The 24,851-nt window shown below is 67.1% G+C and carries 16 protein-coding genes; 10 read left to right on the top strand and 6 right to left on the bottom strand.

Features of this window, described 5'->3' with window-relative positions; genetic code table 11:
• Window positions 1–11: 11 nt before the first annotated feature.
• The 3 genes from AC0KWY_RS15620 to AC0KWY_RS15610 form a co-directional block, all read right to left on the bottom strand.
• Window positions 12–1,277, bottom strand: coding sequence for a M48 family metalloprotease (locus AC0KWY_RS15620; RefSeq protein ID WP_474026410.1), 1,266 nt, complete (start codon window positions 1,275–1,277; stop codon window positions 12–14).
• A 75-nt stretch (window positions 1,278–1,352) separates the two neighbouring features.
• Complete coding sequence (locus tag AC0KWY_RS15615; protein WP_474026409.1) at window positions 1,353–2,786, bottom strand: SH3 domain-containing protein; 1,434 nt, start codon at window positions 2,784–2,786, stop codon at window positions 1,353–1,355.
• Between the two features lie 2 nt (window positions 2,787–2,788).
• Window positions 2,789–4,012: an SPFH domain-containing protein gene (locus tag AC0KWY_RS15610; RefSeq protein ID WP_474026408.1), complete on the bottom strand. Its 1,224-nt coding sequence runs from the start codon at window positions 4,010–4,012 to the stop codon at window positions 2,789–2,791.
• A 243-nt stretch (window positions 4,013–4,255) separates the two neighbouring features.
• On the opposite strand from AC0KWY_RS15610, the gene AC0KWY_RS15605 reads away from it, so the two are divergent.
• The gene (locus AC0KWY_RS15605; RefSeq protein WP_474026407.1) at window positions 4,256–4,951 is read left to right on the top strand and encodes a response regulator transcription factor; all 696 of its coding nucleotides are present in this window, start codon (window positions 4,256–4,258) and stop codon (window positions 4,949–4,951) included.
• Window positions 4,952–4,956: 5 nt separating this feature from the next.
• Window positions 4,957–7,044 (top strand): ATP-binding protein, encoded by a 2,088-nt coding sequence (locus AC0KWY_RS15600; protein WP_474026406.1) that lies wholly within the window; start codon window positions 4,957–4,959, stop codon window positions 7,042–7,044.
• A gap of 6 nt (window positions 7,045–7,050) precedes the next feature.
• Here the strand turns inward: AC0KWY_RS15600 and gpmI are convergent, their stop codons facing one another.
• Entirely contained in the window at window positions 7,051–8,688 is a 1,638-nt protein-coding gene (gpmI, locus tag AC0KWY_RS15595; protein ID WP_474026405.1) for a 2,3-bisphosphoglycerate-independent phosphoglycerate mutase, read from the bottom strand.
• Window positions 8,689–8,842: 154 nt separating this feature from the next.
• On the opposite strand from gpmI, the gene AC0KWY_RS15590 reads away from it, so the two are divergent.
• From AC0KWY_RS15590 to AC0KWY_RS15555, 8 genes are read left to right on the top strand one after another with little or no spacing between them, the layout of a single operon-like run.
• The gene (locus AC0KWY_RS15590) at window positions 8,843–11,800 is read left to right on the top strand and encodes an EAL domain-containing protein (RefSeq protein ID WP_474026404.1); all 2,958 of its coding nucleotides are present in this window, start codon (window positions 8,843–8,845) and stop codon (window positions 11,798–11,800) included.
• Window positions 11,797–14,019, top strand: coding sequence for a PAS domain-containing protein (locus tag AC0KWY_RS15585; protein WP_474026403.1), 2,223 nt, complete (start codon window positions 11,797–11,799; stop codon window positions 14,017–14,019). The genes AC0KWY_RS15590 and AC0KWY_RS15585 overlap by 4 nt, the downstream gene beginning before the upstream one ends.
• The gene (nosR, locus tag AC0KWY_RS15580) at window positions 14,016–15,332 is read left to right on the top strand and encodes a response regulator c-di-GMP phosphodiesterase, NosR family (protein ID WP_474026402.1); all 1,317 of its coding nucleotides are present in this window, start codon (window positions 14,016–14,018) and stop codon (window positions 15,330–15,332) included. The genes AC0KWY_RS15585 and nosR overlap by 4 nt, the downstream gene beginning before the upstream one ends.
• A complete protein-coding gene (locus tag AC0KWY_RS15575) occupies window positions 15,329–15,889 on the top strand; it encodes a response regulator (RefSeq protein ID WP_474026401.1) in 561 nt (186 codons plus the stop codon). Before nosR ends, AC0KWY_RS15575 begins: the two co-directional genes overlap by 4 nt.
• Window positions 15,890–15,891: 2 nt before the next feature.
• Entirely contained in the window at window positions 15,892–16,536 is a 645-nt protein-coding gene (locus tag AC0KWY_RS15570; RefSeq protein ID WP_474026400.1) for a GTP-binding protein, read from the top strand.
• Window positions 16,533–17,741 (top strand): sensor histidine kinase, encoded by a 1,209-nt coding sequence (locus tag AC0KWY_RS15565; RefSeq protein ID WP_474026399.1) that lies wholly within the window; start codon window positions 16,533–16,535, stop codon window positions 17,739–17,741. The genes AC0KWY_RS15570 and AC0KWY_RS15565 overlap by 4 nt, the downstream gene beginning before the upstream one ends.
• Window positions 17,734–19,974 (top strand): ATPase, T2SS/T4P/T4SS family, encoded by a 2,241-nt coding sequence (locus AC0KWY_RS15560; RefSeq protein ID WP_474026398.1) that lies wholly within the window; start codon window positions 17,734–17,736, stop codon window positions 19,972–19,974. The genes AC0KWY_RS15565 and AC0KWY_RS15560 overlap by 8 nt, the downstream gene beginning before the upstream one ends.
• A 2-nt stretch (window positions 19,975–19,976) precedes the next feature.
• Window positions 19,977–21,953, top strand: a complete 1,977-nt coding sequence (locus tag AC0KWY_RS15555; protein WP_474026397.1) for an ATP-binding protein — start codon at window positions 19,977–19,979, stop codon at window positions 21,951–21,953.
• Here AC0KWY_RS15555 and AC0KWY_RS15550 read toward each other — a convergent pair.
• Together AC0KWY_RS15550 and AC0KWY_RS15545 are read right to left on the bottom strand one after the other, a co-directional pair.
• Window positions 21,950–23,026, bottom strand: a complete 1,077-nt coding sequence (locus tag AC0KWY_RS15550) for a GGDEF domain-containing protein (RefSeq protein ID WP_474026396.1) — start codon at window positions 23,024–23,026, stop codon at window positions 21,950–21,952. The genes AC0KWY_RS15555 and AC0KWY_RS15550 overlap by 4 nt on opposite strands.
• A 180-nt stretch (window positions 23,027–23,206) precedes the next feature.
• Window positions 23,207–24,844, bottom strand: coding sequence for an electron transfer flavoprotein-ubiquinone oxidoreductase (locus tag AC0KWY_RS15545; protein WP_474026395.1), 1,638 nt, complete (start codon window positions 24,842–24,844; stop codon window positions 23,207–23,209).
• Window positions 24,845–24,851 lie beyond the last annotated feature (7 nt).

The raw sequence follows: 24,851 nt of genomic DNA, 5'->3' as shown, positions 1-24,851 counted from the left end.
ACTCCGCGCTTTCAGCGCAAACGCCCCAGCAGTCCGCCCAGCCCGCCAGCACTGGCGGCCTGGCTCTCGCAGGTGGTCCCCGCGGGAACCGCGCTGGCCGCCAACGTCGTCTCGCAACTCCAGTAGAGGTCGCCTTCGTCGTCCATGGTCGGGCTGTAGGTGATCGTCTGCTCGCCCTTCAGGGTCAGGGTGATGATCGCCGACTCGGTGTCGATGCTGCCCTGTACGCCGCTGCCCGGCGCGGCGACGCCGAGGACCGAAAGATCGGCCGGAATCTCGCTGTGTTCGAGGATGTAGCTGCCGGTCGCCCGGGTGATCTGGTCGCCGTAGCTGAACGCCGGCAACGCCGCGGCGCGATTGACGTATTCCTGGTAGGCCGGCAGCGCCACCGCCGCAAGCACACCGATCAGCGCGAAGAACATGATGATGCCGAGCAGCGGGCCGCCGGCGCCGACGCGCGGCATGAACAGCGCGAGCAGCCAGGCCAGCGGATGACGCGACGGCAGCTTGGCCATCGGTTCCTGCAAGTGCGCCATGCGCTTGCACAGCCAGGGATAGTCGCTGGCCAGTTCGTTGAGCGACATCCAGAAGCCGCCGGTGCGTTCGCACTGGGCAACGTAGGCTGCCGCGTCGAGGCTCTTCCAGCGCCGGGTGCCGGCGGCGAGGACGGCCAGCGCGCGCGCCGCCGAACCCTGGTCGGCGCAGCAGGCGAGGCCGTACTGGTCGCAGGTGTATTCCTGGGCCCGGCGGTAGGCGGCGCCGATCAGCGGCAACAGCATCGCCGGCGCCATCCACCAGCCGTTGGCGATGTGCTTGCGGTCGATATGGCCCAATTCATGGCCGATGTAGAAGTTGATCGCTTCCGGATCGTCTTCCAGCGCGTCGACCACGTCGGACAGCAGGACCACGTAATAGCGACGCAGGAAACGGGTGGCGAAGGCATTGAGCATGCCGTCGCCGGTCATCAGGAAGGCTTCCGGCAGATCGACGTCGAGACGCCCGGCGCAGCGCTGCAGCCGTTCGTGCAGGTCGGGAAACTGGGTCGCGCCGATGCGCACGGCGTTGCCCTGCAGGTAGGAAATCAGCGCCGAATGGGCGAACAGCGCAAACAGGTACATCGACAACATGTACAGCCAGACGGTGCCGAAAGTGCCGACGGTGAGCAGCAGCCAGAACAGTACGGAAATGACCGCCAGGACCCCGAACAGGGTTTTCTCGTGACGGTAAGCGGCGACCGGTGTCGCCGACAGCGCACCGATCAGGGAAGGAGAAGTCATGATGAGGCTCCGGGAACGACCAAAAGGCCGGCATTATTTCACGACAACGGGATACCCGCCAGTCATCCGTCATGGTCAGCGCACCGCCACCGTGCCCGCCTTCCACTGCGGACTTTGCCAGCGGTAGAACGGGGTCAGGCTGGACGGCCGGTCGGCCTGCCTTTCGGTGAGCAGCGTGCTCAGGGAAACGGTTTCGAAGCTGGTCCGGTACAGCTGCCCGGCGCGCAGTTCGCGCGCCGCCAGCAGTTGCTGGCCGCCGGGTACCCAGCCGGCGAACTCGATATAGCCGAGGTCGGGATTGTCGAGCGCCGGCGGCAGCACATCCAGTTGCCAGCCGGCCGCCCCTTTGCGGAACACCCACATCTCGCGCCAGGTATCGAGCGGCTGTACCGCCAGGGTCAGCGCGTCGCCCTGCGGCGAGGCAGCGGCCGACGCCGGCCAGACCAGTCCCCAGGTGCAGCGGCTGAACAAGGGGGCTTTCTTTTCATCCTTGGCATCGAGCAGATCGACGCAGCTTTCGCCCGGCTGCCCCGGGCGAACCCGGATCGCCAGCCCCGCGCCGGCCTTGACCGGCGTCGTCGGCGTTCCCGGTGCCGCCGCCCAACGCGAGGCGCCGACGCGGATGGCGGCGTCGCTGTAGGCGGCGGCATCGCTTTCCATCAGTTCGCCGGGATCGATCGCCGCCAGTTCGTCGAGCGAGCGGCGCGCCGCCTCGGCCGCCGCCGTCGCCGGCAGCTCCGGGCGCCGCGCCCGCTGGTAGGCGAGGCTCGCCCAGACGCCGGCGCGGCGCAGGTGCAGGCGGTTCTTCAGCATGCCCGGCAGGGCGTGCAGCGCCACCCGCTCGAGCAGGTCGGCGCGCCAGTTGTCGTAGGCAAAGCGCTCGCTCGGCGTCAGCGTCGGCGGCACGCAGTCGTGATCGGTCAGCGACAGTGCCGCCAGCGCCTTGTGGATTTCCGTCGACGACAGCGTGAACACCCGGCGCTGGGCCTCGCCATCGCTGCACAGGCGGACCGTGCCGTCGCTTTCGTGGCTGAGCAGGCGCACCCCGTAGTGGGCCGCCACTTCGACATGCGCTGCCGCCGCTTCGGCGGCCTTGCCGCTGCGCCCGGCGCTCGCCCGGCGGGCCAGGCGGTCGGCCATTTCGCCGAGGGCGGCGAAGGGCTCGCCGTCGATCGCGCTGGCCGGCGCGGCGCGCAGGTAGGCGGCTGCGTAGGCGATGCCGAGCGCTTCCGAGCCCGGGCTGTCCTTGAGGAAGCGCAGCACCGCCAGCAACTCCGGCGCCGCTGCGGGCTGCAGCGACTGGACGCGGACCTGGCTGGCGCGGATGTAGCCGGCGCGCTCGCGGCGGTGGTCGTAGACCTGCAGGAAATCGCCCTTCTCGCCACGGATTTCCAGGCTGTCGCCCTGCCACAGCACGGCCTGCTGGGCGGCGGAGTTGCGCGGCGCGGCGCGCAGCGCCGACTGGTCCTGGGTGACGATGGCGATCACGGTCAAGGCGGTGGCCAGCATGCTCATTCTCCTTCGTTGGCGGTGGCGACCGGCTGGGCGGCGCTCTGGCCGAGCAGGGCGCTACCGATGAAACCGCCGGCGGCGGGCGGCGGCGCGATGATCACCGAGACCTTGTCGGACAGCTTGTCGGCCATCGCCTTCTGGATCAGCAAGGGGTTCTTCTGGATCAGCGCGCCGTCGCGTTCGAGCTGTGCGCTGGCGATCTTGCCCAGCTTTTCCTGGCGGTAGGCCTCGGCGTCGGCGAGCTTGCGGCGCGATTCGGCTTCGCCCTGGGCTTCGATCTGGCGCGCCTGGGCATTCGCCTCGGCAGTCTTGATGCGAGTGATCTTGTCGGCCTCGGCTTCCAGGCCGCGCTGTTCGATCTGCTTCTGCTTGAACGGCAGGATGTGCTTCATCGCCTCGGCCTGCGCCTTGGCAGCGATGATCTGCTCCTGGCCGGCGGCTTCCGCCGCCTTTTCGCGGCGCACCTTGTCGGCCTCGGCGTCGAGATCGCTTTCCTTGACCTGCTTTTCCTTGAGCTGCAGCGTGTACAGCATCTTCTCGCTGGCCAGTTCCTCGGCCAGCAGGCGATCCATGCCGGCGCGGTATTCTTCCGGCAGTTCCACCTTGCCGATCAGCACCGATTGCAGCTTGATGCCGTCGCGGGCCAGGGCGGCGCGCAGTTCGCCCTCCATGCTGTCGCGGATTTCCTGGCGCTTGGTGGAGAAGATTTCGCGCACCGTGTAGCGCGCCAGCGTCTTGTACATGACGCCCTGCGCCGCCGGCTCGACCACCTGGCCGCCGATGTCGTCGGGCAGGTTGCGGGCGAAGCTGGCCAGACTGGCCGGTTCGAGCGCGTAGCGGACGGTGATGTCGACGCCGATCGACAGCCCTTCGACGGTCTGGAAGACGTCGCCGCCCTGCGCCCGGTAGACCTGGTCGCGCAGCGGGAAGCGGCGCAGTTCGTGCAGGCCGGGGATGACCAGCACGGCACCTTCGCGCACCTCGGCAACGCCGCCGGTGAGCTGGTTGATGCGCACCGCCGCTTCGCCGCGCGCCACCGACTGCATCGGCGGCCGCTGGTAGAGCGCATAGCCGCCGATGGCGGCGACCGACAGGGCGATCAGGCCGAAGCGAGCGCGCAACACCTGGCGCCCCAGGCCGGCGGCGGCACCGGCAGTGCGCGTGGCGGCAAAGGCCAGCCCGTCGTACATCCCTTCGCCCAGCCTGGACAGTCTTTCCTTCATGATCTTTCTCCTCGAATGGTGGGCCGCAGGCCCGGAATCAGCGTTGGCCGGGCGGGTTTTGCATGTCGTCCGGCATGTCGTGCATCGTGCCGCGCCCGCCGGGGAGGAAGCCATGCCGACGCCGGGCGACTTCAGTCAGGCACGGGAAGCGGCGCCGCCGGCGCGTGAACGAACGCTCACGCCGGCGGCATGCAAGGCGCGGGAAAAACGCGGATACTTCCCTCCTCTGCCAAGGAGCCGGACATGATCAAGGTCGCCGTCATCGAAGACGACATCCCCACCAGCAAGCAGTTGAAGGACTGGATCCTCGCCGCCCGCCCCGACCTCCAGGTCGACCAGTGGTTCAACCGCGACGACGCGGAAGCCGCCATCGCCCGCGAGGACTACGCGCTGGTCACGCTCGATATCGAGCTCGGGCGCGAACGCCACGCCGGCGTCGCCGTCATCAACGCCATCAACAAGACCGGGCGCGGCACGCCGGTGCTGGTCGTCTCGGCGATGCCGGCGGCGATCTACCGCAGCATCATGAAGGCGCTCGACGCCTGGGACTACCTGCAGAAAACCAGCTTCGAGGAAGCCGACTTCATCGAAACCTTCCTCGAAATCCTGCGCGCCGGGCGCGACCGCCAGACGCCGGCCGCAGTACCGGCCAGCGAACTCGCCCTCGACCCGCTGCGCCAGAGCACGCCGCTGTGGCGCGGCCAGCGCGTCAACCTGCCGCTCACCGCGCAGCGCATCCTGGCCACGCTCTACCAGCGACGCGGCGAGGTGGTGTCCTACGACGAACTGTTCGCGGTCGTCAAAAGCGGCCGCAACCGCGACAACATCCGCAAGCACATCAGCACCATCCGCGAGGCCTTCCGCGAACTCGACGCCGATTTCGACCGCATCGAGAACGTGCCGATGCGCGGCTTCCGCTGGACCGAAACGGGACGCTGACGGCGATGCGCGCCTTTCTCGGCTGGCTCGCCTCGTTCCGCCTGCGCATCCTGCTGCGCACCTCCTTCCTGTTCCTGGCGCTGGTCGTCGTGCTGATGACGGTCAGCGTGCTGCAGGAGGAAAAGCAGCGCAGCTTCAACAACTACCAGGCCGGCCTGGAGAAGACCAAGGAGCAGATCGTCGCCCGCCTGCATCACCCGGCCGGCCAGCTGGCGCTGCTCAACCCGCGCTGGGACGCCGCTTCGGCGGCGGCCGGGCGGCCGCTGGTGCTGCCCTTCTCGGGCATCGATTTCGACGACCAGAACAAGGTCAGGAACGCCATCGAGATGGCCAACTGCCTGATCCAGTACCCCGACCACGGCAGCCTCTGCGTCGCCATCGGCAACAACCCCTGGGCCGGCGGCTTCATCTACGTCGCCGGCACCTTCGCCAGCGAGCCGCTGCTCGCCCACCGCATCGGCGACGAATTCCTCGACGGCGCGCACCGGCTGCGCGTCACGGTCCGCCTCGGCGAACAGAGCTGGCGCTGGATCGCCCCCTTCGAAACGGTGAACGGCGCCCCGGCGACGGCCGATGAAGGCGTCCGCGGCCGCTTCACCGGCTATCTCGAACGGCCCGGCCGCGATTACACCGGCGCCCGCCCGCAGCGCGAATTCCGCGGCTGGGTCTGGCAGCGCGGCCGCTGCCTGGAGGCAGCACCAGACGATCCCGAGAACTGCCGACGCAAAGCCTTCTTCTCGCTGCGCCTGCCGATCGAAAGCCTGCGCGCGGCGATCCTGCAGCCGGGAAAACCGGCCTGGCCGCCGGCCGACCTCGATCAGTACCGGGTGCAGGTCGAAGTGCTGCCGCCCGGCGACGGCCCACCGCGCTTCGCCAGCGACCGGCCGGGCGTCGAACCGCCGCCGTTCGCGCTCGACGCCCTGGCCCGCCTGCTGCAACCGGGCGAAACCCTGACCCTGGCCCGCCTGCAGGACGAGCGCGAAATCCCGGTGGCACGCCTGGCCGGCCGCGACGAGGCCGGCGAGACGTCGTCGCCGCTACTGACCCGGCTGATCCGCCACCTGCCGGTCGACACGCTGGACACGCCGGTGGTCGAACTGGAGGACGAGATCGTCACCGGGCTGGGCAGTTACCGGCTGCGCCTGGTCGGCGACGCGCGCAGCGTGGACCAGCGGCTGTCGGCGGTCGCCACCCGGCTGTCCTGGTTCTTCAGCGCCATGCTCGGCGCCATCGCGGTCGCCTGGCTGGTCATCGAGGCCGGGCTGATCCGCCGCATCGCCCGGCTGACCCGGCGCACCCGCGGCCTGTCGCGCTCGGTGCAGGCCGACGGCGGGCTGGAGCGCTACGAGCTGGCCGACCTGCGTGGCAGCGACGAACTCGGCCTGCTCGCCAGCGGCCTCGACGACCTCTTGCGCCGGGTGCGCGAGGACGCCGGGCGCGAGCGCATCCGCGCCGCGCAGGAGAAGGACATGTGGCACGCCGTCGGCCACGAGATCATGTCGCCGCTACAGAGCCTGCTGGCGCTGCACGGCGACCCGACCGACCCCAGCCACCGCTACATCAGCCGCATGCAGCAGGCGGTGCGCGTGCTCTACGGCAGCGCCAGCCCGAGCGAGGCCTTCGCCGGCAGCCAACTGGAAATCGCCAGCCTCGACCTCGCCGCCTTCCTGCGGCACGTCGCCGAAAACGCCGGCATCGCCGACCTCAGCTGCGCCGGCGTCGACGCGCCGGTTCTCGTGCGCGCCGACGAGTTCGCGCTCGAGGACGTCCTCGCCCATCTGCTGCGCAACGCCGAACGCTACCGCGCGCCGGGCTCGCCGATCACCCTGACGCTGAGCGCCGACGAACACCAGGCCAGCGTCAGCGTCGCCAATCGCGGACCGGGCATTGCCGAAGAGATGCTCGAACGCATCTTCGAGTACGGCGTCTCCGACCAGGCCGACGCCGGCGCCGCCGGCAACCGCGGCCAGGGACTGTTCGTCGCCCGCACCTACATGGCCAAGATGGGCGGCACCATCGTCGCGCGCAATAGCGCCGACGGCGTCGCCTTCGTCCTCAGCCTGCCGCGCGCCGACTTCGCGCCGGCGCGCTGAACGGCGTCACTCGCCGAAGGTCAGCAGGCTTTCGTCCCAGGCCGGGTGCTTGTCGAAACCGAGCAGGTTGGCGACCGTCGCCGCGATGTTGGAGAGGCCGGCGTCCGCCGTCTGGCGCAGACCGAGGCGGGCATCGCCGCTGGCGTTGAAGAGGATCAGCGGCACCGGGTTCAGGGTGTGCGCGGTCTTCGCCTTGAACGAACCGTCGGCGTTGCGTGCCGGCTGCTTGCTCTTCTTGTCGAGTTCGAACATCTCGTCGGCGTTGCCGTGGTCGGCGGTGATCAAGGCGACGCCGCCAGCCGCTTCGACCGCTTTCAGCACGCGGCCGAGCGCCAGGTCGACGGCTTCGACGGCCATCGTCGCGGCGCGGAAGTTGCCGGTGTGGCCGACCATGTCGCCGTTGGCGAAGTTGCAGCGCAGGACCTTGTACTGGCCGGAAGCGATCGCCGCCACCATGGCGTCGGCGATTTCCGCCGCCTTCATCCACGGCCGCTGCTCGAAGGGAACGACGTCGCTCGGCACTTCGAGATAGGTTTCGCCGTCGAACTTGCCGGAGCGGTTGCCGTTCCAGAAATAGGTGACGTGGCCGAACTTCTGCGTCTCGGAACAGGCAAACTGGGTGATGCCGGCCTTGCTGAACCATTCGCCGGAAGTGTCGCGGATCGCCGGCGGCGGCACCAGGAAGCGCTCGGGCAGGTGCAGGTCGCCGTCGTACTGGAGCATGCCGGCGTAGGTGACGCGCGGGTAGCGGACACGGTCGAACTTGGCGAAATCGGCCTCGACGAAGGCGCGGGTGATTTCCAGCGCGCGGTCGCCGCGGAAGTTGAAGAAGACGACGGCGTCGCCGTCCTCGATGCAGCCGAGCGGCTTGCCGTCGGCGGCGATGACGAAGGGCGGCAGGTCCTGGTCGATGGTGCCGGGATACTGCACGCGCAAGGCTTCGACCGCCGCGCTGGCGCTGGCGAACTGCGGCCCTTCGCCGAGCACATGGGTGCGCCAGCCGCGTTCGACCATCGGCCAGTTGGCGTCGTAGCGATCCATCGTGATGTTCTGGCGGCCGCCGCCGGAAGCGATGCGGGCGTCGAAGCCGGCATCGCTGATGCCGGCCAGGAAAGCCTCGAACGGCAGAACGTAGTCGAGGGCGCTGGTTTCCGGCACGTCGCGGCCGTCGAGCAGGACGTGGATGCGTACCGTCTTCACCCCTTCCGCCTTGGCCCGCTCGACCATCGCCCGCAGGTGGTCGATGTGGCTATGCACGTTGCCGTCGGAAAAGAGACCGATGAAATGGAGAACGCCGCTGCGCGCGCTGGCGACGATTTCCTGCCAGGCCTGGCCGGCCCAGATCGTGCCCTCGGCGATCGCATTGGCGACCAGCGCCGCCCCCTGCGCATAGACCTGACCGGCGCCGATCGCGTTGTGGCCGACTTCCGAATTGCCCATGTCGTCGTCGGACGGCATGCCGACCGCGGTGCCGTGCGCGCGCAGGCGGATGTGCGGGCTGCCCGCGAACAGGCGGTCGAGATTCGGCTGACGCGCTTCGGCGATGGCGCTGCCGACGGGGTTTTCCGGCAGACCGTAGCCGTCCATGACGACGACGACGAGCGGACCGGCCACGCCGGCAAAGGAGTCGAGTTTTTTCAGCATCGGGTTCCCTACGAAAAAAATGGGGTGAAAACGCCGCCGGCGCCTGGACAATCCGCCCAGAGAAATGGAGTTGCGGTATTTTAACGCTTGACGCTTGCCTGAACGGCTGGCGCAGGCCAAAATGACAACAATAACAAATGTAAGAGGAACCACGATGGCTGACGCAGCTGCCTGCGACGACAAGACGGCCCGCCCGGTAGTGCTTGCCGTCGATGACATGAAGGCGAATCTGGCCGTCGTCGAGGCCATGCTCGAAGGCCTCGAGATCGACGTCCGCTGCGCCGAAAGCGGCGAAGCCGCGCTGCGTGCCGCCATCGCCACCCCGCAACCCGACCTCATCCTGCTCGACGTCATGATGCCCGGCATGGACGGCCATGCCGTGCTCGCCCGCCTGCGCGCCGACCCCGCCACCCGCGACATCCCGGTGATCTTCGTCACCGCCCTCAACTCGCCCAACGACGAGCAGAGCGGGCTGCTCGAAGGCGCCGTCGATTACATCACCAAGCCGCTGACCGCCTCGACGCTGCGCGCCCGGGTCAAGAACCACCTCGAACTGAAATGGGCGCGCGACCGCCTGGCCCGACACAATGCCGACCTGGAAATCGAGGTGCAGCGCCGCCTGCAGGAAAACCACGACCTCGCCGCCCGCCTGCAACTGACCCTGTCGGCCTCCGATCTCGGCATCTGGGAATACCATCACGACGACGACCGCCTCGACTGGAATCCCGACCTCTGCCGCATACTGGGCGTCGACCAGGCGCCGGGTACGCTGGCCGCCGCGTTGCCGCTGATCCATCCCGACGAACGGCGGCTGGTCATGGCCGCCATCCGCAAGCCGCCACCGCAGGGCAGCGAAGCGCAGATCCGCGAATTCCGCCTGCGCCACGCCGACGGCCACTGGCTCTGGGTCGAAGGCCGCGGCCAGGCGCTCTACCGCGATGCGGCCGGCGAGCCGCTGGTCAGCGCCGGCACCATCGCCGACATCACCCGGCGCAAGGAAATCGAGATCGAGCGCCAGCTCACCTCGGTCGTCTTCACCGGCATCAGCGACGGCATCTGCATCGCCGACCCGAGCGGCCGCATCCTCAGCGTCAACGAAGCTTTCTGCCACATCACCGGCTACAGCGCCGAGGAAGCGATCGGCCAGACCACCGCCATCCTGCGTTCCGGCAAGCATGGCCCGGCCTTCTACCACAGCATGTGGCAGCGTCTGGACCAGAACAGCGGCTGGCAGGGCGAGATCACCAACCGGCGCAAGAACGGCGAACTCTATTCGGCCTGGCTGAGCATTTCGGCGATCCGCGACCCGCTGGGCCGCGTCACCCATTACGTCGGCCTGATCAGCGACATTTCCGAACGCCTGGAGGCGGCCGAGCGCATCCAGTACCTGTCCAGCTTCGACCCGCTGACCGACCTGCCGAACCGCACCCTGCTCAGCGACCGCCTCGCCCAGGCGCTACACAATGCCAACCGCATGGCACGCCAGACGGCGATCCTGTTGCTCGATCTCGACCGCTTCCGGGTGATCAACGAGAGCTTCGGCGCCCTGTTCGGCGACGCGCTGCTGCAGGAAGTCGCCCAACGGCTGAAGGCACAGGTGCGCGATGGCGACACCGTCGGCCGCCGGTCCGGCGCCGAATTCGGTTTCGTGATGGTCAACCTGGAGCACGAGCGCGACGTCATCGCCCTCGCCCAACGCCTGCTCGACGCCCTCAGCCAGCCCTTCTCGGTCAACAGCCAGTCGGTTTCGCTCAATGCCTGCATCGGCATCAGCCTCAGCCCGCGCGACGGCGGCAGTGCCGACGAACTGATGAAGACCGCCGACGTCGCGCTGTCGCGCGCCAAGCACGCCGGCAGCAACGTCTTCCGCTTCTACTCGCCGGAGATGGACGCCGATGCGGCCCGCCGCCTGGCCCTGGAAAGCGCGCTGCGCACCGCCCTCGACAACAACGAACTGGCGGTTTTCTACCAGCCCCAGGTCAGCCTCGACAGCGGCCGCCTGATCGGCATGGAAGCCTTGCTGCGCTGGCACAGCCCGCTGTTCGGCACGGTCTCGCCGGCCGAGTTCATCCCGCTCGCCGAAGACAACGGCCTGATCGTGACGATCGGCGAATGGGTGCTGAAAACCGCCTGTCGCCAGGCCAGGCGCTGGCTCGACCTGGGCATTGGATCGCCGCTGCGGGTCGCCGTCAATCTCTCGGCCCGCCAGTTCCGCCAGGCCAACCTGACCCGCGTGGTCGGCCAGGCCCTCGCCGAGAGCGGCCTGCCGGCCGCCGCGCTGGAGCTGGAAATCACCGAGAGCGCCTTCATCGACGATGTCGAGCAGGCGATCGCCATGTGCCACGACCTGAAGAAGCTCGGCATCAAACTGTCGCTCGACGACTTCGGCACCGGCTACTCGTCGCTCTCCTACGTTTCGCGCTTCCCCTTCGACAAGATCAAGCTGGACCAGAGCTTCATCAGGGACATCATCGAAAACCCGGTCAACGCGGCGATCGCCACCGCCGCCATCGTCATGGCGCGCAGCCTGAACCTGGCGATCCTCGCCGAAGGCGTCGAAACCGAGGCCCAGGCGCGCTTCCTGCGCGGCCGCCGGTGCGACGCGATCCAGGGTTTCCTGTTCGCGCCGGCCCTGCCGGTCGGCGATTTCGAGCAACTGCTGACCGGCCGCCAGACGCTGCCCATCGCCGACCTACCGTCGGTTGGCGAGAACACGCTGCTCATCGTCGATGACGAACCGAACATCCTGAATGCCTTGTCGCGCCTGCTGCGCCGCGAAGGCTTCCACATCCTGACCGCGGAAACTCCGTCGGCAGCCTTCGAGCACCTGGCCAAGCACCCGGTGCAGGTCGTCCTTTCCGACCAGCGGATGCCGGAAATGTCGGGCAGTGAATTTCTCTCCCGCGTCCGCCAGATCTACCCGGATACCGTGCGCATCGTCCTCAGCGGCTACACCGACCTCGACAGCGTGACCAGCGCGATCAACCAGGGCGCCATCTACAAGTTCCTGACCAAGCCCTGGGACGACGACGCGCTGCGCGAGGAAATCCGCGAAGCCTTCCGCCTGGTCAAGGAAAGACGGCAGCACTTCGCCTCCGGCCACCCGACATGAGCGAACTGACCCTCCTGGCGTGGGCGCTCGTCGCCCTTTGCGGCGGCCTGCTCATCCGCCAGCGCCGGCGCCTGGTCCGCCTGCAGGCGGAACAACGGCGCAGCCAGGCGATCTTCGACAACGCCATGGTCGGCATGGCCAACTCGACGCCGGCCCGCCGCTGGATTGCGGTCAATCCCACCCTTTGCCGCATCCTCGACCAAAGCGCGGCGGCCCTGAGCGGCATCGACTGGCTCGACGTGGTCCATCCGGAAGATCGTTCGGTCACCGAGCGCCTGGTCGACGCCATCCGCTGCGGCGAACGCGATACCTGCACGCTCGAAGCACGCTGCCTGCGCCCCGACGCCAGCGTCGTCTTCGTCAATCTCGCGGTGCAGGCGATCCGCGGCGACGACGGCGAACTCGTTTCGCTGTCCATGGTGATCGAGGACATCACCCAGCGCCAGGTCGCGGAAACGCAGTTCGCCAACCAGGTGAACCGTTCGCTGGTCCTGATCGAACTGCCGCGCCAGGCCGAGCTCCTCGACGAACGCGAATTCATGCGCTACGCCCTGGAACGCGCCGAAGCGCTGACCGGCAGCCGGATCGGCTTCATGCACTTCGTCAACGACGATGGCGAGAACATCGAACTGGCGATCTGGACCCGCAACACGGTCGACCACTACTGCACGGCCGTGGTCGATCAGCACTACCCGATCAGCAAGGCCGGCATCTGGGCCGATGCCGCGCGCACCGGGCAGGCGGTGATGGTCAACGACTACGCCGCCGCCGAAAACAAGCGCGGCCTGCCGGAAGGCCATTCGCACCTGACCCGCCTGCTCAGCGTGCCGGTGGTCGAGAACGGCATCGTCCGCATGCTCGCCGGCGTCGGCAACAAGGACGCGGATTACGAAGGCTACGACAGCGAAACGGTGCAACTGATCGCCAACGAAACCTGGCGCATCGTCCGCCGCCAGCGCGCCGACAAGGCCTTGCGCCTGGCCATGCAGGTGGTCAACGCGAGCCCGGTGATCTGCTTCCGCTGGGCTGCGACTGCCGGCTGGCCGGTCGTCTTCGTTTCCGAAAACGTCCGCCAGTGGGGCTATACCCAGGAACAGCTACAGTCCGGAAAACCGGACTTCTCGGCCATCATCCACCCCGACGACCTCGCCCGCATCTGCGACGAAGTTGCCTGCCACACAGCAGCGGGACTCAGCGCCTACGAGCAGGAATACCGGCTGATCACCGCGCAGGGCGAGGTGATCTGGGTGGTCGACCGGACCAAGGTCAGCCGTGACGCGCAGGGCCAACCGACGTATTATGACGGCGTGATCACCGATATCAGCGAGCGCAAGCAGCAGCAACTGCTGATCGCCGACACCCTGGCGCAGCAACGGGTTCTCAACAAACGCCTGGAAGAAGCCAATACCCAGTTGCTGCAATCCGAAAAAATGGCGTCGATCGGCCAGTTGGCCGCTGGCGTCGCCCACGAACTGAACAACCCGATCGGCTTCGTGCATTCCAACCTCGGCACCCTCGACGGCTACGTCCGCGACCTGATGGCGATCATCGACGCCTACGCCGCCAACAGCGGCGACGACTGCCCGCACCAGAAGGAAATGCAGTTGCTGCGCGAGGAACGCGATTTCGACTTCGTCCGCGAGGACATCTTCAAGTTGCTCGCCGAATCGAAAGACGGTCTCGCCCGCGTGCGCAAGATCGTCCAGGACCTGCGCACCTTCTCCCGCGTCGGCGAACAGGAATGGCAGGAAGCCGACCTCCACGAAGGGCTCGACTCGACGCTCAACATCGTCTGGAACGAACTGAAGTACAAGTGCGAGGTGGTCAAGGACTACGGCGATCTGCCGCCGGTCTATTGCCTGATCTCGCAGCTCAACCAGGTATTCATGAACCTGCTGGTCAATGCCGGCCACGCAATTGCCAGCAAGGGCACGATCACCATCCGCACCCGGCGCCTCGACGAGAAACGGGTCAGCATCGAGGTCATCGATACCGGCTGCGGCATCGCCCCGGAAAACCTCAACCGCATCTTCGAGCCCTTCTTCACCACCAAGCCGGTCGGCAAGGGCACCGGTCTCGGCCTCTCGCTCGCCTACGGCATCATCCAGCGCCACCAGGGCAAGATCACCGTCGATAGCGAACCCGGCCGCGGCAGCACCTTCCGCGTCATCCTGCCGATTCGCCCAGACAGCGCCGGCATCCCCGAGGACCAGCCATGAACGAAACCAGTCCGGCGCCCACCCTGCTCCTCGTCGACGACGAGCCGAGCATCCTGTCGGCGCTGCGCCGCCTGTTCCGCCCGCACGGCTACCGCATCCTGACCGCCGAAAGCGGTGCCGCCGGCCTCGCCCTGCTGGAAGGCGAAGCGGTGGACCTGGTGATTTCCGACATGCGGATGCCGGAAATGGACGGCGCCACCTTCCTCAAGCAGGTCCGCGAACGCTGGCCGCAGGCGAAGCGCATCCTGCTCACCGGCTATGCCGACATCACGTCAACGGTCTCGGCCATCAACGAAGGCGAAATCTACCGCTACATCGCCAAGCCCTGGGACGACAACGAAATGCTGTCGATTGTCCGGGAGGCCTGCGAGCACCAGCGGCTGGAACAGGAAAACCGGCGCCTGACCGAACTCACCCAGGCCCAGAACGAGGCCCTGAAAACCCTCAACGCCAGCCTCGAGCACAAGGTCGCCGAGCGCACCGCCGAACTCAGCCAGGCGCTGACTTTCGTCGAACAGGCGCACGGTGAACTGAAGAAATCCTTCATGACCAGCGTCCAGGTCTTCGCCGGCCTGATCGAACTGCGCAGCGGCCCGCTCGGCAAGCAACTGGCCGGTCACGGCCGGCGCGTCGCCGAACTGGCGCGCAGCCTGGCCCGTCACCTCGGTCTGGCCGAGAGCGACGCCCAGAACATCCTGCTCGCCGGCCTGCTGCACGACATCGGCAAGCTCGGCCTGCCCGACGAACTGCTCGGCCGCCCGTTCAACATGCTGAGCGCCGAACACCGCGCCCAGGTCATGAAGCACCCGGTGGTCGGCCAGAACATCCTGCTCGGCATCGAACGCTTCAAGGAAGCGGCGGTACTCGTCCGCCACCACCACGAGTGCTACGACGGCAGCGGCTACCCGGACCACCTGGCGGCGATGGCGATTCCGCAGGGCGCCCGCATCCTGGCCGTCGCCAACGACTACGACGCGCTGCAGGTCGGCACCCTGGTGCAGCGGCCGCTGAAACCGGGCGAAGCGCTCGACTTCCTGATCGAGAATCGCGGCAAGCGCTACGATCCGTCGGTGGTCGATGCGCTGGTCCGGCTGGTCGCCGAAACCGTCAAGGGCGGTCCGCAGGAAGTTCCCCTGCGCAGCATGCACCTGAAACCCGGCATGACGGTCAGCCGCGACCTGATGCACCGCGACGGCTACCTGCTGCTGGCCGCCGGCAGCGTGCTCAACAACGACATCATCGGCCAGTTGATCCGTCTGGAACAGGTCGAGCAACAGAATCTCACCGTCTATATCCGCCAGGAGGAAAAATGAACCGCATCCTGATCGTCGACGACGAAGCATCGATCCTCAAGGCGCTGCAACGCGTCCTGCGGGTCGCCCCGTGCACCTACGGCAACCGCCACTTCACGCTCGAAGTGCACACCGCCACTTCCCCGCTGCACGCCCTGGAACTCGCCCGCCATGAAGAATTCGACCTCTTCATCAGCGATTACCGGATGCCGGAACTCGACGGCATCGAGTTCCTCAAGCAGGCCAAGGCGCTGCAGCCCGACGCGGCGCGCCTGATCCTCTCCGGCTACGCTGACCTCAACGCCCTGGTACGGGCGGTCAACGAAGTCGGCATCGAGCGCTTCATCGGCAAGCCGTGGAACGATTACGACCTGATGTCGGCGATCGGCCAGGCGTTGGCCCACCGCGAGCTGCTGCTGGAAAACCGCCAGCTCGCCGACCTGGTGCGCGTCGAAATGGGCGACAAGACGCCGGAACAGGTCGAAGCGGAACGCCTGGAACGCCTGGAACCGGGCATCACCAAGGTCAACTGGGGGCCGGACGGCTCGGTACTGCTCGACGAGGCCGGAGCCGACTGAGCATGGCCGATGTCGACCCGGCCCGCCTGAGCTTCAAGCTGGTCTATTACGGCCCGGCGCAGAGCGGCAAGACGACCAACCTGCTGCGCCTGCACGAACAACTGGCGCCCGAGCAGAAGGGCGAGATGATGACCATGGAGACGCAGGACGACCGCACCCTGTTCTTCGACCTGCTGCCGCTCGGTTTCCACGCGCCTTCCGGACTGTCGATCCGCTGCCGGCTATTCACCGTGCCCGGCCAGGTCGCCCACGACGGCACCCGCAAGGCGGTGCTGTCGCGCGCCGACGGCGTCGTCTTCGTCGCCGACGCCCAGCGCAACCAGGAAACCAACAATGCCGAGGCTTTCCGCAGCCTGACCGAAAACTGCGCGCGCGTCGGCATCGACCTCGAACATCTGCCGCTGGTCGTCCAGTTCAACAAGTGCGACCTGCCGGGCGCCATTCCCGCTGCGGAAATCCGCGAACGCTGGGCACAGGCGCCGTGGCCGCTGCATTTCGCCTCGGCGCTGCACGGGCGGGGCGTCCGCGAGACTTTCGCCAGCCTGCTCGGCGCTCTCTACCGGCGCCAGGACCCGCTCTGCGACCTGAACAGCGAACACGGCCTGAGCGAAGCCGCCTTCGTCGCCGGACTGATGGGGACGGTGTGAGCGAGCCCCATTTCGACCACGACTGGCAACTCGGCGAGCTGATCGACAGCCGCGAGCTGCCCGGGCTGGCCGGCGCCCTCGCCCGCCTGCTCGGCGGCGACCTGGCGCTGGCCGACGGCAGCGGCCACATCGTCTGGGGGACGCTGGCCAGCGGCGCCCGCCGACAACCGGTACTGCTCGAGCTGGAAGCCATCGCCACCCTGTACAGCAGCAGCGCCGACGCCGCCACCCTGGCGGCGGCCGGCGAACTGCTGCACGACCTGCTGCGCACCCGCATCCGCTACCGAATGGCGTCGGCGCTGCATCTCGAAGTGGTGGCCGAGGATTTCGCCAGCCTGAAACGCGAGCACGCCCGCCTCGCCGAATCGGAAGCGCGCTACCGCCAGTTGGCCGGCGAACTCGACACCCGGGTCAAGGCCCAGGTAGCGCAACTGGAAGAACGCCAGCAAATGCTCTACGAGGCGGAAAAGCTCGCCTCGATCGGCCAGTTGGCGGCCGGCATGGCGCACGAGATCAACAACCCGCTCGGTTTCGTGCGCAGCAACCTGGGCAGCTTCCGCGGCTACCTGCAGAAATTCGCCGCCCTGCGCGACGACCTCGACCACGCCCGCGCCGCCTGGCAGGCGCTCGACCTCGATTACCTGCTCGCCGACGGCGACGAACTGCTTGGCGAAACCATCGACGGGCTCGAACGCATCGCCCGTATCGTCGCCGACCTCAAGGCCTTCTCCAACGTCGACCGCAGCAGCGAAGCCTACGCCGATCTCAACACCTGCCTGCGCGAAGCCGCCGCCGTGCTCGAGGCGCAGCTGCCGGCCGGCATCAGCCTGCGCCTCGACCTGCTGCCCTTGCCGCCCTTCGTCTGCCTGCCCGGCCATCTCAAGCAGGCCTTCTACAACATCCTGCACAACGCCCGCCAGGCCATCATCGACAGCGGCCGACCGGGCGAGATCATCCTCTCCTCCGCCGCCGAAGCCGGACGGCTGACCGTGCGCATCCGCGACAACGGCATCGGCATGCGTCCGGAACAACTCGCCCACGCCTTCGAACCCTTCTACACGACGCGCCGCGTCGGCCATGGTGTCGGCCTCGGGCTGGCCACCGCGCGCAGCATCGTCGTCGCCCACAGCGGCACGATCACGCTGGACAGCGCGGTGGACGCCGGCACCACCGTCACCCTCTGCTTCCCGATCCCGGATGACTGACTACAGCAGCCTGTTCACCGGCAAGCAGGCGGTCGCCCAGGCGCCGGCCACACACCTGACGCCACCCCGCTACCGCTTGCTGCTGGTCGACGACGAGCCGGGCATCCTGCGCGCGCTGGCCCGCGTCTTCCGCCAGGAAAATTACGAGGTGATCAGCGCCGGCAGCGGCGAGGAAGGCCTGCAGCGCATCACCGAGGGCAGCTTCCACCTGGTGATCAGCGACTTCCTGATGCCCGGCATGGACGGCGCGCGCTTCCTGCGCGAGGTCAAGGAAAAGTCGCCCGACACCATTCGCATCATGCTCACCGGCCACGCCAACACCGACGCGGTGATGGGGGCGATCAACGACGGCGCGGTCTACAAGTTCATCCTCAAGCCGTGGAACGACGACGACCTGCGCATCACCGTCGCGCTGGCCCTCGAACAGCACGACCTGATCAGCCGCAACCGGGTGCTGAAGGCGGACAACGAGAAGAAGCAGAAGGAAATCTCCGCCCTGTCGCGGCTGGCGGCCTCGCACCGCAGCCGGCTGGGCATCATGCTGCACAAGCACCAGTTGCTGAGCGCCGCCCAGTTGCAGGAGCTCAGCCAGCTCCAGGAAAGGCGCAAGGAGGCGCTGATCGTCCTGCTGCTGGAAAAGGACTGGGTACCGGAGCAGCGCATCCGCGAACTGCTGCGCCGCGAAATGCTGATCGACGAAGTCCAGTTGCCGGAATTCCAGGTCGACAGCGCGCTGACCGAACTGATCCCGCACAGTTTCTGCGCTCGCCAGCTAGTGGTACCGCTCAAGCTGCAGGGCCGCCGCCTGCTGTTGGCGATGGCCGACCCGCTCGACGAAGGGCTGATCGACGAGGTGCGCTTCGCCGCCGGTCTCGACATCGACGTCGTCACCGCCGACATCGCGGCGATCAAGCGCAAGATCGACGAACTCTACGGCACCGATACCAGCGATTTCCGGGAACTGGAAACGCTGATCAGCACCAGCGATCCCTACGAGGGCATCGAGATCGTCATCGACGACGACGCCCAGGCCAGCCTCGAGGAGCTGTTGCAGGAAACCACGGCGCCACCGGCGATCCGGCTGGCCAACGCGATCATCCTCGAAGCGATCCGCCTCGGCAGTTCGGACATCCACATCCAACCGCGCACCAAGAGCGTCGTCGTCCGCTACCGGATCGACGGCGTGCTCGCCGACAAGATCAGCATCCCGCACCAGTTGCACCAGTCGCTGGTGTCGCGCCTGAAGATCATGGCCGAGCTCGACATTTCCGAGCGCCGGCGGCCGCAGGACGGACGGATCACGGTGAAGACGCCGCTGCGCCTCGTTGACCTGCGCATCTCGACCTTGCCGACGATCAACGGCGAAAAGGTGGTGATGCGCATCCTCGACCGCAACGCCGCCGTGCATACGCTGGAACACCTCGGCTTTTCCGCCGCCGACCTGCCACGCGTCGCCGACCTGGTCGCCCGGCCGCAGGGCATCATCCTCGCCACCGGCCCCACCGGCAGCGGCAAGACGACGACGCTGTACTCGCTGCTGCAGCACGACGCGACGCCAAGCAAGAACTACGTGACGATCGAAGACCCGGTCGAGTACTACCTCGACATGGCCGGCCAGGTGTTGATCCGGGAGAAGATCGGCCTGACCTTCCCGATGGTGCTGCGCGCCCTGCTCCGCCAGGACCCGGACGTCATCCTGCTCGGCGAAATCCGCGATTTCGAAACCGCCGAGGTCGCCTTCCATGCCGCGCTGACCGGCCACCTCGTCTACTCGACGCTGCACACCAACTCGGCAATCGCCACCGTCGCCCGCCTGTTCGACCTCGGGCTCAAGCCCTACGTGATCGCCACCGCCCTCGAAGGCATCATCGCCCAGCGCCTGGTCCGCCGCGTCTGCCCCAAGTGCAGCAAGGCCGGCGCCGCCGATCCGCTGCTGCGCGCCCGCCTCGGCGGCGCCTTCGCCGAGATCCGGGAAACCCGCCGCGGCAATGGCTGCAACGAATGCCATGGCAGCGGCTACAAGGGACGGGTCGGCATCTACGAGGTGCTGACGCTCAACGACGAACTGCGCGACCGCATCGGCAGCAGCGCCAGCATCCTGGAAATCCGCCGCCTGGTCCGCCACCAGGGCTTGCGCAGCATCGCCCACCACGCCGCCGAACGAGTCGCCGCCGGCATCACCACTTTCGAAGAAATCCTGCGCGTCCTCGGACCGCAGGCAGGAGAGGATTGACCATGGACGCCTTTGTCTGGGACCAACGCTTCACCACCGGCGAAGTCATCGTCGACGCCGAACACCGGGAGCTGGTCCGCCTGATCAACCAGATCATCGAGTCGCAATCGAAGTACGCCGACGCCGCAACCATTGCCGGCATCCTCGATCAGTTGGTCGCCTACGCCGCCCTGCATTTCGCCCACGAGGAGGCGCTGATGGCGGAATGCGGCTGCGATCCGCGCTTTGTCGCCAAGCACACCGCCGTCCATCAGGGCTTCGCCGAACAGGTGATCAAGCTCAAAGGCATGCCGGCCGGCAGCATCACGCTGCCCAGCCTGGTCAATTACCTGACCGCCTGGCTGGCCCAGCACATCCTCGGCATGGACCAGTCGATGGCCCGCCAGATCAACGCCATCCGCGCCGGCAGCACGGCTGCCGCCGCCTACGCCGGCGAAGCCGCACACGTTGCCGACCCGGCGACCTCCAGCATGCTCGACGCGATGGCGGCGCTGTTCCGCATCATCAGCGAACGCAACGATGCGCTGAGCGAGGCCAACCTGAGCCTGGAAGCCAAGGTGGCCGAACGCACCGACGCCCTGCGCGAAAGCAACCGCAAGCTGCTCGAATCCGAACACAAGCGCGCCACCGAAGCCCGCCGCCACCTGCAGCACTTCCTGTCGCAGATCATCGACGGCGACCCGGTGCCGACGCTGGTGATCGACGCCGAACACCGGATCACCCACTGGAACAAGGCCTGCGCCGCCATCAGCGGTCTGCCGGCGGAACAGATGATCGGCGGCAACGAGCACTGGAAGGCCTTTTACCCGGCGGCGCGGCCGATCATGGCCGACCTGATCGTCGACGGCAGCCTCGAAGAGCGCATCGACAGCTACTACCACAACATCTTCCGGCGCTCGTCGACGGTCCCGGACGCCTTCGAGGCCGAAAGCTTCTTTCCCCACCTCGGCGACAGCGGCCGCTGGCTCTTCTTCACCGCCGCGCCGATCCGCAATGCCGACGGCGCCGTCGTCGGCGCCATCGAGACCCTGCAGGACGTCAGCGAACGTCACCACGCGGAAGAACAGCTCCTCAGGCACCAGGAACAACTGGAAGCCCTGGTCGCCGAGAGAACCGGCGCCCTCGAACAAGCCAACCGGCAACTGGCGCGCGAGCAAGCCGAACTGACCGCGCTGCTGCACAAGGTCGAGGAAGCGCAGCAGCAACTGCTGCAATCCGAGAAGATGGCGGCGATCGGCCAGCTTGCCGCCGGCGTCGCCCACGAGATCAACAACCCGATCGGCTTCGTCAATTCCAACCTGAGTTCGCTGAAGCACTACGTCGACCAACTGCTCGCCGTCATCGCTGCCTATGAAGGCGGCAGCAGCGATGCGGTGGCCGGTGCGCGGCGCGCCGCCGACCTCGACTTCCTGCGCGAGGATCTGCCGGCGCTGCTGGCCGAATCGCAGGAAGGCCTCGGCCGGGTGACGCGCATCGTCCAGGATCTCAAGGACTTCTCCCGCGTCGACCAGACCGAACGCCAGAACGCCGACCTCAACGCCGCCATGCAGAGCACGCTCAACGTCGTGCGCAACGAGCTGAAATACAAGGCCGAAGTCATCCTCGAACTGGGCGAGATTCCGGAAGTGGATTGCGTCCCGGCGCAGATCAACCAGGTTTTCATGAACCTGCTGGTCAACGCCGCGCAGGCGATTCCCGAACACGGCAGGATCACCGTCCGCTCCGGCGTCGCCGACGACCGCGTGTGGTTCGAGATCGAGGATACCGGGCGCGGCATGAGCGAGACGGTACGTCAGCGCATCTTCGAACCCTTCTTCACGACCAAGCCGGTCGGCCAGGGGACCGGCCTCGGCTTGTCGATTTCCTACGACATCATCGTCAAGAAGCACCGCGGCTTCATCGACGTCCACAGCGAGCCGGGCAAGGGCAGCCGCTTCCGCATCTGGCTGCCGGTCAAGGCAGCGCGGGAGTCAGCCTAGAAAAGTTCGGCGTCGCCGTAGCTGGGGCTGGGGAAAACACCGGCGGCAACCAGTTCCTGGAAATCGTAGACGCGGTTGCGCCCGTCCTGCTTGGCCTGGTAAAGGCTGCGGTCGGCCCGGCTGAGGACCTCCACCGGCAGGATTTCCGGATCGACTTCGGCATAGCCGATGCTGACCGACAGATGGTCGATGCGCGGAAAGCTGTGCGCCTCGATCGCCAGCCGCACCCGTTCGAAGACGTTGCGGGCAATCGCCTCGCTCTCGGCGGCAACGATGGCGACGAATTCCTCGCCGCCGTAGCGGTAGAGCAGGTCCGAGGAACGGAAGGTGTTCTGCATCAGGCGCGAGACGAGGAGCAGGATCTCGTCGCCGACCATGTGGCCGAAGGTATCGTTGATCCGCTTGAAATGATCGATGTCGATCACCGCCAGCCAGTACTTGCCATGCCCCTGGCGGCGGCGGCCGTCCTCGCGCTCGCGGAAGGTCTCGGGCTGCGCCATCGCCGACCAGATGCGCTCGAAATTGTTTTCCAGCGCCTGACGGTTGAACAGCCCGGTCAGACGGTCGCGCTGGCTGACATCGAGCAGCGCGTAGTAGTTGGAGAAGACTTCAAGGACGCCGCGGATCGTCGCGTCCTCGTTCGCCGATACCTCGTGGTCGCGGCGGAAGACGAAATAACCGCAGACCTCGCCGGCGCCGAGCAAGGGGTAGGCAATCAGCATGTCGCCGTCGAGCACCCGGGTACAGGGCTTGCCGAGCAGACGCACGTTGTCGGTCAGGGCGATGACTTCCGGCGCCACGTCGGAGAGCTGGACGATTTCCTCGATCCGTTCGAGCATGCGGGCAACGCCATCGCCATCGACAACCTTGGAGCGATGGTAATGGATCACCCGGACCAGTAACTGTGCCTCGTCGAGCCGGTAGAGCGAGGTGTCGAGGACGCCGAGCAAGGGCCCCAGCGTGCGCAGCAAACTCTGCTCGAGCAGCTCGGTATCGCGGATCGAGGTCATCACCCCCAGTTTGCCGAGCAAACCGGGAACCCGTAACGGATTGCTGTTGTTCAACATGCGCATGGGCGAAAGACTCGGTGTAGCCGTTGCAGGGAGGCTGAATATGTTAATCCCGGCCTCATATGCCTTGGGCACTTTTTGTAAAAATGTCTAAAAAAAACGGGGCCTTGCGGCCCCGGGAAAGTATGAAGACCGAGGTCGTTTGCTGTTCTCCCTCAAATCTCCAACGCAGAGTTGTGCTGTTTACATGTTCGGATAGTTCGGACCGCCGCCACCTTCCGGCACCGTCCACACGATGTTCTGGGTCGGGTCCTTGATGTCGCAGGTCTTGCAGTGCAGACAGTTCTGGGCATTGATCTGCAAGCGCGGCGCGCCTTCGTCCTCACCGAGGATTTCATAGACGCCGGCCGGGCAGTAACGCGTTTCCGGCGCACCGTACTTCGCGTAATTGATCGACACCGGTACCGACGCGTCCTTCAGCCGCAGGTGACTGGGCTGATTTTCCTCGTGGTTGGTCGCCGACAGGAAGACCGACGACAGGCGGTCGAAGGTCAGCTTGCCGTCCGGCTTCGGATAGTCGATCCGGGCGTAGGCGGTCTTTTCACCCAACTGCGAGTGGTCGTCGTGATGCGCCAGCGTCCATGGCGCCTTGCCGCGGAACAGGAAGGTGTCGAGCGCGCCGTAGGCGAGGCCGCCCCACAGCCCCCACTTGAACGCCGGGCGCACGTTGCGCACCCGGTGCAGTTCGTCCCACAGCCAGTTGTCGCGCAGTGCCAGCGGGTAGGCCTGGGCCTCCCGGCCACCTTCGGCATCGGCCAGCAGCGCGACGACGGCATCGGCGGCGAGCATGGCGGATTGCATCGCCATGTGCGTGCCCTTGATCTTGGGCACGTTGAGGAAACCGGCGGTATCGCCGACCAGCAGGCCACCCGGGAAGGTCAGCCGGGGCAGCGACTGGAAGCCGCCTTCCGACAGCGCGCGGGCGCCGTAAGAGATGCGCCGGCCGCCTTCGAAGAAGCCGCGGATCGCTGGATGCGTCTTGTAGCGCTGGAATTCCTCGAACGGCGACAGCCAGGGATTCTTGTAGTCGAGACCGACGACGAAGCCGACGGCAACCAGGTTGTTTTCCAGGTGATAGAGGAAGGAACCGCCGTAGGTGTCGTTGGCCAGCGGCCAGCCAACCGAATGCACGATCAGCCCCGGCTGGTGCTTGGCCGGATCGATTTCCCACAGTTCCTTGATGCCGATGCCGTAGGTCTGCGGGTCGGCGCCGTCGCGCAGCTTGAAGCGCTCGAACAGTTCGCGGGTCAGCGAACCGCGGCAGCCTTCGGCGAAGATCGTCTGCCGCGCGTGCAGTTCCATGCCCGGCTGGAAATTGTGGCCGGGCTGGCCGTCCTTGCCGATGCCGAGGTCGCCGGTGGCGACGCCCTTGACCGTGCCGTCCTCGTGGTAGAGCACTTCGGCGGCGGCGAAGCCGGGGTAGATCTCGACGCCAAGCGCTTCCGCCTGCTCGCCCAGCCAGCGGCAGAAGTTGCCCAGGCTGACGATGTAGTTGCCGTGGTTGGCCATCTGCGGCGGCGTCGGCAGCTTGAACGAACCGCCTTCGGTGAGGAACAGGAAACGGTCCTCGCCGGCCGGCGTATTGAGCGGCGCGCCGCGTTCCTGCCAGTCCGGAAACAGCTCGGCCAGGGCGCGGGTTTCGATGACGGCACCGGACAGGATGTGGGCGCCGATTTCCGAGCCCTTCTCGAGCAGGCAGACCGACAGCTCACGGCCGGCGGCCGCCGCCTGCTGCTTGACGCGGATCGCCGCGGTCAGCCCCGCAGGGCCGCCGCCGACGATCACGACGTCGTACTCCATCGCATCGCGATCGGTACGCATGATGGCG

It is taken from the genome of Azonexus sp. MM2026_4, from assembly GCF_055901855.1.
This window is presented reverse-complemented; position numbering and strand designations above follow the sequence as displayed.

Excerpts from the sequence above, each read along its gene's own strand:
- AC0KWY_RS15620 (WP_474026410.1), bottom strand. The coding sequence starts at position 1,277 with ATGACTTCTCCTTCCCTGATCGGTGCGCTGTCGGCGACACCGGTCGCC.
- AC0KWY_RS15615 (WP_474026409.1), bottom strand. The coding sequence starts at position 2,786 with ATGCTGGCCACCGCCTTGACCGTGATCGCCATCGTCACCCAGGACCAG.
- AC0KWY_RS15610 (WP_474026408.1), bottom strand. The coding sequence starts at position 4,012 with ATGAAGGAAAGACTGTCCAGGCTGGGCGAAGGGATGTACGACGGGCTG.
- AC0KWY_RS15605 (WP_474026407.1), top strand. The coding sequence starts at position 4,256 with ATGATCAAGGTCGCCGTCATCGAAGACGACATCCCCACCAGCAAGCAG.
- AC0KWY_RS15600 (WP_474026406.1), top strand. The coding sequence starts at position 4,957 with ATGCGCGCCTTTCTCGGCTGGCTCGCCTCGTTCCGCCTGCGCATCCTG.
- gpmI (WP_474026405.1), bottom strand. The coding sequence starts at position 8,688 with ATGCTGAAAAAACTCGACTCCTTTGCCGGCGTGGCCGGTCCGCTCGTC.
- AC0KWY_RS15590 (WP_474026404.1), top strand. The coding sequence starts at position 8,843 with ATGGCTGACGCAGCTGCCTGCGACGACAAGACGGCCCGCCCGGTAGTG.
- AC0KWY_RS15585 (WP_474026403.1), top strand. The coding sequence starts at position 11,797 with ATGAGCGAACTGACCCTCCTGGCGTGGGCGCTCGTCGCCCTTTGCGGC.
- nosR (WP_474026402.1), top strand. The coding sequence starts at position 14,016 with ATGAACGAAACCAGTCCGGCGCCCACCCTGCTCCTCGTCGACGACGAG.
- AC0KWY_RS15575 (WP_474026401.1), top strand. The coding sequence starts at position 15,329 with ATGAACCGCATCCTGATCGTCGACGACGAAGCATCGATCCTCAAGGCG.
- AC0KWY_RS15570 (WP_474026400.1), top strand. The coding sequence starts at position 15,892 with ATGGCCGATGTCGACCCGGCCCGCCTGAGCTTCAAGCTGGTCTATTAC.
- AC0KWY_RS15560 (WP_474026398.1), top strand. The coding sequence starts at position 17,734 with ATGACTGACTACAGCAGCCTGTTCACCGGCAAGCAGGCGGTCGCCCAG.
- AC0KWY_RS15555 (WP_474026397.1), top strand. The coding sequence starts at position 19,977 with ATGGACGCCTTTGTCTGGGACCAACGCTTCACCACCGGCGAAGTCATC.
- AC0KWY_RS15550 (WP_474026396.1), bottom strand. The coding sequence starts at position 23,026 with ATGCGCATGTTGAACAACAGCAATCCGTTACGGGTTCCCGGTTTGCTC.
- AC0KWY_RS15545 (WP_474026395.1), bottom strand. The coding sequence starts at position 24,844 with ATGCGTACCGATCGCGATGCGATGGAGTACGACGTCGTGATCGTCGGC.